Origin of the sequence: Psychrobacillus sp. NEAU-3TGS (assembly GCF_029955155.1) — a bacterium.
Taxonomy (GTDB): Bacteria; Bacillota; Bacilli; order Bacillales_A; family Planococcaceae; genus Psychrobacillus.
In genome coordinates this window covers 531,576-544,495 of sequence record NZ_JAPNOZ010000012.1, presented here as the reverse complement: position 1 = coordinate 544,495, position 12,920 = coordinate 531,576, and the positions used below count along the sequence as shown (strand labels likewise).

11 protein-coding genes and 1 pseudogene are annotated in these 12,920 nt (G+C 38.6%); all 12 read left to right on the top strand.

What is annotated here, in order from left to right; translation table 11 throughout:
- Positions 1 to 231 precede the first annotated feature (231 nt).
- The 12 genes and pseudogenes from OR571_RS19035 to OR571_RS18980 all read left to right on the top strand — a co-directional run bounded on the left by OR571_RS19035 (position 232) and on the right by OR571_RS18980 (position 12,915).
- Positions 232 to 1,001, top strand: a pseudogene (locus tag OR571_RS19035) (CheR family methyltransferase).
- Between the two features lie 98 nt (positions 1,002 to 1,099).
- The gene (aroC, locus tag OR571_RS19030) at positions 1,100 to 2,281 is read left to right on the top strand and encodes a chorismate synthase (protein ID WP_282245135.1); all 1,182 of its coding nucleotides are present in this window, start codon (positions 1,100 to 1,102) and stop codon (positions 2,279 to 2,281) included.
- Positions 2,282 to 2,284: 3 nt separating this feature from the next.
- On the top strand, positions 2,285 to 3,367 hold the full coding sequence (gene aroB, locus OR571_RS19025) for a 3-dehydroquinate synthase (protein WP_282245134.1): 1,083 nt from the start codon (positions 2,285 to 2,287) through the stop codon (positions 3,365 to 3,367).
- Positions 3,368 to 3,371: 4 nt separating this feature from the next.
- Positions 3,372 to 3,734, top strand: coding sequence for a chorismate mutase (gene aroH, locus OR571_RS19020; RefSeq protein ID WP_282245132.1), 363 nt, complete (start codon positions 3,372 to 3,374; stop codon positions 3,732 to 3,734).
- Positions 3,735 to 3,758: 24 nt separating this feature from the next.
- On the top strand, positions 3,759 to 4,859 hold the full coding sequence (hisC, locus tag OR571_RS19015) for a histidinol-phosphate transaminase (RefSeq protein WP_282245130.1): 1,101 nt from the start codon (positions 3,759 to 3,761) through the stop codon (positions 4,857 to 4,859).
- The gene (locus OR571_RS19010) at positions 4,859 to 5,959 is read left to right on the top strand and encodes a prephenate dehydrogenase (RefSeq protein ID WP_282245128.1); all 1,101 of its coding nucleotides are present in this window, start codon (positions 4,859 to 4,861) and stop codon (positions 5,957 to 5,959) included. Before hisC ends, OR571_RS19010 begins: the two co-directional genes overlap by 1 nt.
- 13 nt (positions 5,960 to 5,972) lie before the next feature.
- Entirely contained in the window at positions 5,973 to 7,262 is a 1,290-nt protein-coding gene (aroA, locus tag OR571_RS19005) for a 3-phosphoshikimate 1-carboxyvinyltransferase (RefSeq protein WP_282245126.1), read from the top strand.
- 806 nt (positions 7,263 to 8,068) lie between these two features.
- On the top strand, positions 8,069 to 9,760 hold the full coding sequence (locus tag OR571_RS19000) for a methyl-accepting chemotaxis protein (protein ID WP_282245124.1): 1,692 nt from the start codon (positions 8,069 to 8,071) through the stop codon (positions 9,758 to 9,760).
- 216 nt (positions 9,761 to 9,976) lie between these two features.
- A complete protein-coding gene (locus tag OR571_RS18995; RefSeq protein ID WP_348775063.1) occupies positions 9,977 to 11,221 on the top strand; it encodes a tetratricopeptide repeat protein in 1,245 nt (414 codons plus the stop codon).
- A gap of 20 nt (positions 11,222 to 11,241) precedes the next feature.
- Positions 11,242 to 11,793 (top strand): ReoY family proteolytic degradation factor, encoded by a 552-nt coding sequence (locus tag OR571_RS18990; RefSeq protein ID WP_282245122.1) that lies wholly within the window; start codon positions 11,242 to 11,244, stop codon positions 11,791 to 11,793.
- 13 nt (positions 11,794 to 11,806) lie between these two features.
- Complete coding sequence (locus tag OR571_RS18985) at positions 11,807 to 12,253, top strand: DUF2487 family protein (RefSeq protein ID WP_282245120.1); 447 nt, start codon at positions 11,807 to 11,809, stop codon at positions 12,251 to 12,253.
- Between the two features lie 158 nt (positions 12,254 to 12,411).
- On the top strand, positions 12,412 to 12,915 hold the full coding sequence (locus OR571_RS18980) for a QcrA and Rieske domain-containing protein (protein WP_282245119.1): 504 nt from the start codon (positions 12,412 to 12,414) through the stop codon (positions 12,913 to 12,915).
- Positions 12,916 to 12,920: the final 5 nt, after the last annotated feature.

Below are 12,920 nucleotides of genomic sequence, written 5' to 3'. Positions count from 1 at the left end.
CCGCCTGTGTCAGCTTCGACAGGCAAATGTTCTTTCCTCCAAGAAGTCGCCCTTTGACTTCATGGAGGGAAGGTTATTTGACCCCGAGAAGCTAGGAGGTACAGCTGGACAATTCTTAAATCCAATTTTAAAAAGACAGACAAGTGTTCACATTTGTCTGTCTTTTTCTATATTCGAAATGGACTGATTGCGATATACTATACATAGGTCTTTGGAAAGGAACGATGTCAGTTGCCAGATTATATTAAATTTGTAGATTCCGTTAAAAGAAAAACGGGAATTGATCTTGCTGCGTATAAAGAAGCCCAAATGAAACGACGCCTTACTTCTTTATATGAAAAAAAGGATATAAAAACTTTGTCGATTTCTTTCAAGCATTAGACAAAGACAGAAATCTATTGAATGAGTTTTTAGATAGAATGACAATAAATGTGTCTGAGTTTTATCGAAATGCGAAACGCTGGGATGTCCTAGAACAAAAGATATTTCCTAAACTATTAGCAGAGAACAAACGATTAAAAATATGGAGTGCCGCTTGTTCAACTGGAGAAGAGCCCTATACTACTGCAATGGTGCTATCTCATCACCAACCGCTCTCTCAAATCTCTATACTAGCAACAGACTTAGATGAAAATGCCATTCAAAGGGCGAAAGTGGGGATTTATCCAGAGCGATCGCTTGCGGAAGTTCCAGCTCATGTGAAGTCGAAATATTTTGAGAAACAAGCAGCCTTTTATAAAGTGGACGATGCGATAAAAAGGACTGTCACATTTAAAAAACACAATTTATTAAAGGATACATATGAGAAGAATTTCGATTTAATTATTTGTCGCAACGTCATGATTTATTTTACAGAGGAAGCGAAGGATCAAATATATAAAAACTTTAGTAATTCTCTTAAACCAGGTGGCATTCTATTCGTCGGTAGTACTGAACAAATTTTCAATCCAGGGAATTATGGATTTGAAACGGAAGACACGTTTTTTTATCGGAAGAAATGAACTGTCTAAAAAAATAGACAGTTTTCTTCTTACTTTGAGAAAGATTCTATGTTATAGTGGAATATAAATACTTTAGCGAGTTGAAGGGGGAAAGTGTTGTGCGTTATTTAACAGCAGGTGAGTCACATGGACCACAACTTACAGCAATTATAGAAGGGTTACCAGCCCAATTAGAAATTACAAGTGAACAGATAAATAAAGAATTGAAACGTCGCCAAGGCGGCCACGGTCGTGGAAGAAGAATGCAGATTGAAAAGGATACAGTAGCCATTACTGCAGGTGTACGCCACGGAAAATCATTAGGATCACCGGTGTGTCTAGTCGTAAACAACGATGACTGGAAACATTGGACGAATATTATGGGCATTGAACCATTAAGTGAAGATATTGATCCAGAGGATATTAAACGACAAATTACAAGACCACGTCCAGGACATGCCGATTTAGTTGGTGGAATGAAATACGGTCATCGTGATTTGCGCAATGTGTTAGAGCGTTCTTCGGCACGTGAAACGACTGTACGAGTTGCAGTAGGAGCAGTGGCAAAACAATTATTAAGCGAATTAGGCATCTCCATCGTTGCTCATGTAACGAAAATTGGTGGAATCGAAGCGGACTTAGGATTAGCTAATGGCAAATCGATCGAAGAGATTCGTGAAATTGTCGAAGCAGATCCTGTCTATTGTTTGGATTCTGAAGCTTCTGAAAAAATGGTGGAAGCAATCGACAATGCGAAAAAAGCGGGTGATACAATCGGTGGTGTTGTAGAGGTGATTATCTCAGGAATGCCAGCAGGTGTCGGAAGCTATGTTCATTATGATCGCAAATTAGATGCGAAATTGGCAATGGCTATGATGAGTATTAATGCATTTAAGGGTGTAGAAATTGGATTAGGGTTTGAAATGGCGAATTTATTTGGTAGTCAAGTTCACGATCAGATTTCCTGGAGTGAAGAAGAAGGATATACACGTGATACGAATCGTTTAGGCGGTTTAGAGGGCGGTATGTCGACAGGAATGCCAATCGTCGTAAGAGGGGTTATGAAACCTATTCCGACGCTTTATAAGCCATTACAAAGCGTTGATATAGATACAAAAGAACCGTTTAAAGCGAGTATTGAGAGATCTGATAGCTGTGCGGTACCTGCATCGTCTGTAGTTGCGGAAGCAGTCATCGCATGGGAAATTGCGCAAGCGGTATTAGATACATTCAATGGCGATAAAATGGATTCATTAAAAGCGGAAATAGAAAGACATCGAGCTTATACAAAGGGGTTTTAAGTCGTGAATATCCCGGTAAAAACAACCGATGCTTCATATGAAGTGCATTTAGGAGAAAATATATTAAAAGATTTTTGTATACGGTATAAGGCTGCTTTAGAAAAAGCCGATCAGTTAGTGATTATTACGGACGAGCATGTTTGGAGTCTACATGAACAATATGTTCGCAAGCATTTTTCATTCCCATTTAAAGTTTATATTGTGCCAAATGGAGAAGCGTGTAAAAATTTCGAGGCATATTTTGATGTGCAAACATTTTTACTACAAGAAAATTGTTCGAGGAACTCGGCGCTGTTCGCGTTAGGTGGAGGAGCAGTAGGAGATTTAACGGGATTTGTTGCGGCTACTTTTATGCGCGGCATTCCATTTTATCAAATACCTACAACTATTTTAGCGCATGATAGTGCGGTTGGTGGAAAGACAGCCATTAATCATCCGAATGGCAAGAATATGATCGGTGCTTTTTATCAGCCACAAGCGGTCATTTACGATTTTCATTTTCTAGCTACTTTACCAGAAGCAGAAGTTCGTTCGGGACTCGCAGAAGTGATTAAACATGCACTAATTAGCGATGCTGAGTGGGTGGATGAGTTTTTTGCATTACCTAATATCGAATCTATCGACAATGAAACATTATTACAATGGCTAGAAAAAGGGATTCGTGTCAAAGCGCGTATTGTGGAACTCGATGAAAAAGAACAATCGTACCGCAAATATTTAAATTTTGGTCATACATATGGACATGCGATCGAAGCAACTGTTGGGTACGGTAAAATTACACATGGTGAAGCAGTGATGATTGGTATGATTCCCGCTTTAATGTTGAGCGAAATGCACGGGAATGTAGAAGCAGGCTATGCCAAAACAGTATATGAGCTTGCTACTAGACTAGGATACAATTTTCAGCATGTACTTGAATGTTCGTTTGAGCAATTAGCAGGGTTTATGTTAAAGGATAAGAAAACAACGAATGGAGAGCTCCATTTTGCATTGCTTCAAGTAATTGGAGAGCCTTTTGTACAAGTAATTTCGATGAGCGATGTACAACATTGCGACGAGCAGCTGAGAAAGTGGATCAAGGAGTGATTAGATGATCAGGGGAGTTAGAGGTGCAACAACGGTAACAGCCGATTCAAATGAAGAAGTATTGCTAGAAACAAGCCGTCTTGTACAAGAAATGGCTAAAGCAAATGATGTACAGCCCGAGGATATTGCATCGGTCATTATTTCAACGACGACAGACATAACATCCGCATTTCCTGCGAGAGCAGTGAGAAGCCTAGAAGGATGGACCTATGTACCAGTAATGTGCACACATGAAATGGATGTACCAAATGCGCTAGAAAAATGCGTTAGGCTTTTAATGCATATAAACACTGAAAAAAAACAACAAGATATCGAGCATATCTATTTAAACCATGCAGTTGCATTAAGACCAGACCTAGTGAAATAACTTATAGAAACGAGGACCTATGTGATGAAATTCAAAAAACAAATTGCTGGATTACAAGCATACCAACCGGGAAAAACAACAGATGAAGTAAAAAAAATGTTTAACTTAAGTAAGGTAACGAAACTTGCATCGAATGAAAATCCATACGGAGCATCTTCTAAAGTTAAGGCATACTTAGATAGTGCTGATATCAACTACGCTATTTATCCGGATGGTTATGCATCTAAATTACGCACGGCTGTTGCAGAGTATCTAAACGTTTCAGAAAAGCAATTACTATTTGGAAATGGCTCAGATGAAAATATTTTAATCGTTTCAAGAGCGTTACTACAACCAGGCCTAAATACAGTAGTTGCAGATCTAACATTTGGCCAATACAAGCATAATGCGATTGTAGAAGGAGCAGAAGTTAGAACGGTTCCTTTACTTGAAAATGGAGAGCATGATTTAGATAAAATGGCGGAGACAGTGGATGAAAATACCGCTATTGTATGGATTTGTAATCCGAATAATCCAACAGGAACACTTATTGCTAGCGATAAAATTAAAGCATTTGTAGAAAAAGTACCGAATGATGTATTAATCGTGCTGGACGAAGCTTATACAGAATACATAACAGATGAAACATATGAAGACTCTATTCAATTACTAGACAAACACCCTAATGTATTAATCATGCGCACTTTCTCTAAAGCTTACGGCTTAGCTAGTTTCCGAGTAGGTTATGCAATTGGTTCGGAAGAAGTAATTAGTCAATTAGAGCCAACACGCGAGCCATTTAATAACACCGTATTAAGTCAAGAAGTCGCAATCATCGGGTTAGAGGACCAAGCATTTATCGAATCGTGTAGAGAAAAAAATAATGCTGGTAAAGCACAATATGAAGCATACTGTGCAGAACGCAATCTCCATTTTTATCCTTCTCATACAAACTTTATATTCATGGAAGTGAAGGCAGATAGTGATGCTGTGTTCCAAGGATTGATGAAACGTGGATTTATCGTTCGTAGCGGAAATGCGCTTGGGAAACCTGGATATCTTCGAATTACGATTGGAACGGAAGAGCAAAACGCAGAGTTATTGCAAAAATTAGACGAAGTTTTACACGAGGAAGGCATTTTATAATGAAACAAACGGTTTTCATCATAGGACTTGGTTTAATAGGCGGATCACTAGCGCTTGGTTTAAAAAGAAATAACGATGTAAAAATTATTGGTTATGACGCCAACACGCATGCACTTCGAACAGCGAAAAGGATTGGTGTCATCGATGAGATGGCAGTTTATATGAAAGACGCTGCAGCGTTTGCAGATATCATTATATTCGCAACTCCTGTAAATGAAACCATTCGCTTGATGAACGAGTTGGCAGGTTGGCCACTAAAAGAACAGGTCATTGTAACAGATACTGGTAGTACAAAAAATGAAATCATGAAAGCTGCTAAAACTTTAAAAGAGCAAGGCATCACTTTTATCGGTGGACACCCTATGGCTGGTTCACATAAAAGTGGGGTAGAAGCAGCAAGAGCGCATCTATTTGAAAATGCGTATTATTTGCTAACTCCTTTTCCAAATGAGAGCACAGATAAAGTAAACAGACTATCGAGCTTGTTGGAAGTAACAAAAGCAAAAGTTGTGCAAGTGAGTGCAGAGGAGCATGATCATATGACGGCAGTAGTAAGTCATTTCCCGCATTTAGTAGCAGCATCACTTGTACATCAGCTTGCTTTTGAAAATGAACAATTTCCGTTCACTAAGCAGCTTGCAGCAGGGGGCTTCCGCGATTTAACAAGAATCGCTTCGTCAAACCCTATTATGTGGAGAGACATCACGCTTCAAAACCGATATGAGTTAAGTCATCAGCTTCAAGCGTGGATCGATGAAATGATAAAACTGCAAAACCTACTTTTACAATCAGATGCGGAAGATATTGAAACTTATTTTCGGACGGCTAAAAAAGTGCGAGATGAGTTGCCGATTAATGAGCAAGGTGCAATGTTCACTGTATATGATTTGTATGTGGACGTACCTGACTATCCAGGGGTTATTTCAGAAGTCACAGGATATTTAGCGAAAGATCGTATTAGTATTACAAACATTCGAATTGTCGAAACACGTGTGGACGTTTTTGGTATTTTGGTCATTAGTTTTCAGACGATGGAAGATCGTGCAAAAGCAGTCGAATGTATTGCGAACAATACAACATTTGAAACATATATTTCTTAGGGAGGTAATCGTTATGGGAAAAATATTAGATTATACACAGCCATCATTACAAGGTACGTTGCGAATTCCTGGTGATAAGTCTGTATCTCATCGCTCCATTATGTTTGGGGCTATCGCCGAAGGGACAACAACTGTCGAAGGCTTTTTACAAAGTGACGATTGCTTAGCAACAATTGATTGCTTCTCTAAGCTTGGTGTAGAAATAACGGTAGATGGAGAAAGCGTTCAAGTCAAAAGTGATGGAATTGGTGCATGGAAAGAGCCGAGTGAGATTTTGTATACAGGTAACTCAGGAACAACTACTAGACTCATGCTCGGTATTTTAGCAGGCTCCAATGTTTCGTCTGTGTTAATCGGAGATGAGTCTATTCAAAAACGTCCGATGAAGCGGGTAACAGCTCCGTTAAAGCAGATGGGCGCTCATTTTATCGGCAGAGAGGATGCTCAATTTACACCAATTGCGGTGGAAGGAACAAAATTGAAAGCAATCCACTACCAAATGCCCGTTGCAAGCGCACAGGTGAAGTCTGCGATTTTGCTCGCTGCATTACATGCAGAAGGGGAAACAGTCGTAGAAGAAATGGAAACCTCTCGTGATCACACAGAAAAGATGCTACAACATTTTGGAGCGGAAATTTCGGTTGATAACAAAACGATTCGACTACGAGGCGGACAGAAGCTTACTGGCACGCATGTCGTTGTACCAGGCGATATTTCGTCTGCAGCCTTCTTTTTAGTTGCGGGAGCCATCGTACCTAATAGTAAGCTAACGTTAACGAATGTTGGGCTAAACGGGACAAGAACAGGTATTATTGATGTGCTTCAAGCAATGGGAGCAAAAATGTCGATTAATGATTCCGAAAATAATAGCCATGAAGAAATGGGGACTATTGAAATCGAAGCCTCTTCCCTAAAAGGAACAGAAATAGGCGGAGACTTGATTCCTCGACTTATTGACGAAATTCCCGTCATTGCCTTACTCGCAACGCAGGCAGAAGGAAAAACGGTCATTAAAAATGCAGAAGAGTTAAAAGTAAAAGAAACAAACCGAATCGATGCGGTTGTCAATGAACTGAAAAAGCTCGGAGCGAACATCACTGCAACAGAGGACGGAATGATTATCGAAGGGCCAACCCCTCTTCATGGAGGCGACCTGACTTCTTATGGAGATCATCGTATTGGAATGATGGGGGCTATTGCTTCTTTAATAACATCAAGTGCTGTTACATTAGATGATCCAGCATGCATTGCCGTTTCTTACCCGACCTTTTTTGAACAATTGGAAAGTGTGCGAAACAGTTAAACGATAATCTTTTCAGACCAAGGAACCTAGAAAAGGTCCTTGGTCTATTTGCATTCTATTTACTAGGACCTGCACGTGAAAGATCATTCAAAACTCTCCCTCAAATAGGAGAGTTTTTTAGTTTGGAAAAGTAACAGAGATGCCACTAAGTAAATTGCTAGCCTACACTTTTGCTACAATCAGGGCCCCCTCGTATTACACACGAGTCAATCTCGTGACTGCGGCTCGATGAATTACGGTAATTATAGCCACTTTATTTGTTTGGAGAAGACTGCCTGATAATAAGCGCAACGTTTCAGTCGGTACTCGCAATGTTTATAAATAATGGACTATAGTCCTGTTAGTTTCATTCAAAGAAACTTGTTATTTTGGGGATTGGTTGCTTTCACTAGTAATTTGGTTGCTCTTATGCTGATTTGATTGCTTTAAGAACAGAATTAGTTGCTTTCAATGAATGTTTGATTGCCCTTAACCATTAATTGGGTAATAGTGAAGCTAGATGCCGTGTTGGATTTCTATTGAACTCGCTATAATGAATCTGCAAGTCTAGTTTGGCCCTCTCCAAAATGTTGCCACTTAAGGTCTTGTATTTATCTATTTACCTGCAAAATCCACTAATTTTACTGCAATTGTGTCTAAATACATACTAGTTTACGGGTTAATCTACTAAAAAATCGTAAATGAACTTCCCTTTTGTAGTTCTTTGTGCTAACTTGATAAAGGTGTATTTTCAAGACTTTAGACTTAGTTGTGTACATTAGGTTTGAATCAGTTGAAAAAATATATAAGTATTAAGGAGTTTTACTATGAAATGGACGATTAACAAAAAACTGATTGGGGGATTTTCTGCAGTTTTACTATTATTAATCATTATGATTGGGATTAGCTACAGCCAAATTACTGCTGTAAATAATTCATATACTGATTTATTGGACGATAAAGCAATGAAAGCTGTTGAAATAAGGGAATTGCAGGTAGCGGTCAAACAAGAAATAATTGCGATGAGAGGGTATTTAATTTTAGGAGACGAGCGGTCCCTCCAAGAGCATACTACTGCTGTATCTAATTATAAAACAGCATACAATGCCTTATTATCTAAATTTAAAATTCCTGTAGCAATTGAGATGCTAGAAGATATCAATCAGATACAAGCTGATTATGAGCAGTTCTCAGAAAAGGTATTCGATTTAAGAAAACAGAAGAAATTCGAGGAATATGAGGCACTTGTTTCTACGGAAGGAAAAGAAATAGTAGTCAAACTTGACGAGGCAGTTGCTAAACTTTCAGACTTTCAAAATGATTTGCTACACGAAGGTGGAGCTAACAACACCTTATTGGTCAAAAATACAATCATGCTTGTCTTAGCTATAGGAGTCATTGCAGTTTTAGTTGGAATTGCCATCGCTATTGTTATAGGTCGTCTTATTTCCAACCCAGTTGTAGCATTAGCGAACTCAGCTAGAAAAATGGCAGAAGGGGACCTTTCTGGTGAAATGGTTAAAGTGAAAAACAAAGATGAAATAGGAGATTTAGTCGGTTCCTTTAATCTTATGGCTGAAAATCTTCGTATGGTAATCGAACAGGTTGGTATGAACTCAAATCATGTAGCAGCATCTGCAGAGGAACTAACGGCAAGTGCGGAACAGACCTCTCAAGCAACCGAACAAATTGCAACATCTATTCAGGATATAGCGAGTGGATCGGAAACACAGGTGGTGACTGCCAATGAATCATCCGAAGCTATGAAAGAAATGGCTGTTGGAATTCAACGAGTAGCAGAGACTTCATCCACCGTTTCCGAATCGGCAATTGAAACAAATAAAGAAGCTAACCTTGGAAATGAATCACTTCGCCAAATGATTCACCAAATGGACACCATCCACAATGCAGTAGAAGAGTCTGCTTTAAGTATAAAAAAATTAGGAAACCTCTCACAGGAAATTGGCAATATTATTGCGGTTATTACCGGAATAGCTGACCAAACAAATTTACTGGCTTTAAATGCAGCGATAGAAGCCGCTCGTGCTGGAGAACATGGACAAGGATTTGCAGTAGTAGCGGATGAAGTTCGTAAGCTTGCAGAACAATCCAGAGACTCTGCAGACCAAATAGCAGGGATCATCAACCAAATTCAAGCAGATACTAGCGAAGCAGTAAACGTAATGGAAATAGGAACGAAAGAAGTTGCTACCGGTAAAGTAATAGTAGATGAAACTGGCATGCGCTTTGAGAAAATTTTACTTTCCATCGAACAAGTTACCGCTCAAATCCAAGAAGTTTCCGCTATTTCTGAAGAAATGTCTGCAGGAGTAGAAGAGGTGAATGCTTCCATAGAAGAAATGGCCAAAATTGCCCAATATTCCGCTTCTAATACACAAAATGTAGCTTCCGCTTCAGAAGAGCAACTTGCTTCAATGGAAGAGATTACAGCTTCTGCAACTAGTCTCTCCAAAATGGCGGAGGATTTACAAGCCATCGTAAGACAATTCAAGTTATAATTGATTGTTAAATGGATTAAATAACAAAGCATATCTCCCTTGCGAATGTAAGCGTAGCAAAATTACACTTGTATTTACATAAAAAGGGAGAATGTTCAACTAGGATTTAACTTTAAAGAAATTTTTAAAAGCTCTCCATCAATTAGGAGAGTTTTTTTCTTGTTCATATTCGATAGTTCTTGTACGATAAAGACATAGAGAAAGTATGGTGATGATATGGAAAAAATGATGCCTTTTATCCGTGCAATGGAAGAGGGAGACTTAGAAAAATTAGGAGAGCTGCTGGAAGCTTTTTTATTGGAAGGTAATCCAGATGAGCAATACGAACTTGCGGATTTATTAGCTCAGTATGGTTTTTTACAGCAAGCGGTACATGTATTAGAACATCTACATTATTTATTTCCTGAAGAAAATCAGCTGAAAATTGACCAGGCACAGCTTTATTTAGAAATGGATAAGGAGGATGCTGCCCTAGAACTACTTACAAAAGTAGATAAATCGAGTGAAGCATATCCACAAGCACTTCTAACACTAGCTGATTATTATCAAATGATTGGATTATACGAAGTCGCTGAGCAAAAGATTAATGAAGCAATCGGCATTATGCCAAATGAGCCATTACTTCTTTATGCAAAAGGAGAACTATTATTCGAAACTGGTAGATATTTAGAAGCAGCAAGGATCATGGAAGATTTAATTCCGCAGCCAGGAGCAATTCCTGCAGTGGACTTATCGCTCAAGCTTGCGGAAATCTATAGTGCAGGAGCAGCTTATGAGGAAGCGATTCCTTACTACGCGAAAGCGTTAGAAAAGGAAGTAGCTCCGGATATCCTATTTCATGCAGCATATGCTTCCTTCCAAGTACAGCATTATGAAACTGCTATAAAGCATTTAGAAAGCCTACTTGAAATCGATCCAGACTATTTCTCAGGGTATATGCTGCTTGCGGAAACTTATGCAATGCTCGAGAAAAATGAAGAAGCTTTGAAAGCAATCACAGATGGGATAGCAAGAGATGAATTTGAGAAAGAATATTATTTATTTGCGGGTAAAATTGCGCTTAAATTGGGTAGAGTGAAAGAAGCAGAATCATTTTTACGAGAAGCAATTGTTCTGGATCCTGAATACATGGATGCCATTTTTATTCTTTCTTCCTTATTTTCGACAGAAGAGATGGATGAGGAGTTAATCGAACTGTATGAAACGTTGAAGGAACAACACTTTGAGTGGTCTTCTATGTATCCATTTATCGCGAAAAGCTATGAGCGTTTAGAATTGTACGATGAAGCATATGCATTTTATAAACTAGCATATAATGAACATAAAGAGGATGCTGCATTTTTGGAAACATACGTCTATTTCCTGCTAGAAGAAGGGAAAAGAGACGAAGCAATGGAAGTAGTAGCGATACTGCAAAAATTACAGCCTGAGAATAGTACTTGGTTAGACTTAGTGGAATAAAAAAAGGAAGGAGAGGTTACGTGACTGCTTCTGTTTCAGTTGGGGAGAAAAAAGAATTTGTTCGCTGGTTTTTAAAGAAATATCAAATGAAAAGAAGAGAGTGCGTCTGGATTTTGAATTACTTGATAAGTCACGAAACACTGTTGAATAATGTCCATTTTGTAGAGGAAGCTCACTATTGTCCTAGAGCGATGATTATGTCAGTTACAACATCCTCTGGTATCCCATTTCGCTTTTATAAGGGCAGTGTGATGACAGCAGATGCGGAAAAGTCATTTCATGATCTACGTCTACACCCAGAAGAAGATATGTACATTCAATTGAATTTTCAAACACTGCCACCTAGCCCGGAGTATTTAGCTGTGTTGGAAGAAAATCCTTTTATGCCAAAGTATTTGCATATAAGCGAAAAGGATAAAAGAATAGCGGAGGATATGGTAGCAGAGAGTCTTCATTCCTTTCAAGTGGAGCAATTAAAAAAACAAATCGATAAAGCGATTGATGAAAATAACAAGGAAAGGTTTCTAGAGCTTTCAGCATTGTGGAAACAACTACAACAAAGAGGAAATTAGGAGAGAGATAACCATGCATTGGAATGGAAAAGATAGTGCAGTATTTCAAGCACAAAAAGAATATATAGATACAGCAGTCATCCCACTAATCGTTATAGATGGTTCGGAGCATGGATTTGGCTTTGCTGCTTCTGCAGCAGATTATACATTGTCTTTGGCTAACTTAATTGAAAATCAGTTTAAAGGAAGGATTGTATTATTTCCTTCCTTCTCTTATACAGCAGGGCAGGACAAGCAGTCATTGTTAGAAATTTGGAAAGAGGAACTATTAAAAGCAGAGTTTAAATACATATTTTTCATTACTTCAGATCGTGAGTGGAGTACAATGGGGGATGGGCATGACGTAATTTGGACTCCATCCGTCCCACTAGATTCGATGGATCAAAAAATGAGAATTTCTGTGTTGGAAGATCAACTACGACAGCTCATCCCAATTTTCGCAAAAAAATGGGCGAATTAGTGACAAATTGTTGCATGAAATGTTCACAAAGTTCATAATTCATGTCAAAGGAATATTGACCTTCCTTTTTTATTGATATATCATGGATATGTCCTAGTATTATTATTTCAAGCAAGTATGTCCATTGGACTGACCTTTAAGTAAGAGGGGGGAAAAGGATGAGTAACAATAAAGTATCAAGACGTCAATTTCTAAGTTATACATTAACAGGTGTTGGCGGTTTCATGGCGGCAGGGATGCTAATGCCAATGGTACGTTTTGCAATTGATCCTGTATTGCAAAAATCAGAAGGTGGAGATTTCGTATTAACGGAGAAGAAAATTGCCGATATTACGGAGGTTCCTGAGCGTGTAGATTTCACTTTTGAACAAGTGGATGCATGGTACAAGTCTGATATAACAAATGCTGCATGGGTTTATAAAGAAGGAGATCAAATTATTGCACTTTCTCCAGTATGTAAGCATTTAGGTTGTACTGTAAACTGGGAAGGTGACCCAGCTCACAAAAATCAATTCTTCTGTCCATGTCACAATGGTCGTTATGAGAAAAATGGAGAGAACGTTCCAAAAACACCACCTCTAGGTCCGTTGGATCAATTTGAAATTCGTGAAAATGACGGTTTCTTAGAAATTGGAAAAGCTATACCTAACACATTAGTTTAAAAGTA

What these genes read in the sequence shown, in the direction of transcription:
- hisC (WP_282245130.1), top strand. Translation starts at nt 3,759, where the DNA reads ATGAAATTCAAAAAACAAATTGCTGGATTACAAGCATACCAACCGGGA.
- OR571_RS19010 (WP_282245128.1), top strand. Translation starts at nt 4,859, where the DNA reads ATGAAACAAACGGTTTTCATCATAGGACTTGGTTTAATAGGCGGATCA.
- aroH (WP_282245132.1), top strand. Translation starts at nt 3,372, where the DNA reads ATGATCAGGGGAGTTAGAGGTGCAACAACGGTAACAGCCGATTCAAAT.
- aroA (WP_282245126.1), top strand. Translation starts at nt 5,973, where the DNA reads ATGGGAAAAATATTAGATTATACACAGCCATCATTACAAGGTACGTTG.
- OR571_RS19000 (WP_282245124.1), top strand. Translation starts at nt 8,069, where the DNA reads ATGAAATGGACGATTAACAAAAAACTGATTGGGGGATTTTCTGCAGTT.
- OR571_RS18995 (WP_348775063.1), top strand. Translation starts at nt 9,977, where the DNA reads ATGGAAAAAATGATGCCTTTTATCCGTGCAATGGAAGAGGGAGACTTA.
- OR571_RS18980 (WP_282245119.1), top strand. Translation starts at nt 12,412, where the DNA reads ATGAGTAACAATAAAGTATCAAGACGTCAATTTCTAAGTTATACATTA.
- OR571_RS18985 (WP_282245120.1), top strand. Translation starts at nt 11,807, where the DNA reads ATGCATTGGAATGGAAAAGATAGTGCAGTATTTCAAGCACAAAAAGAA.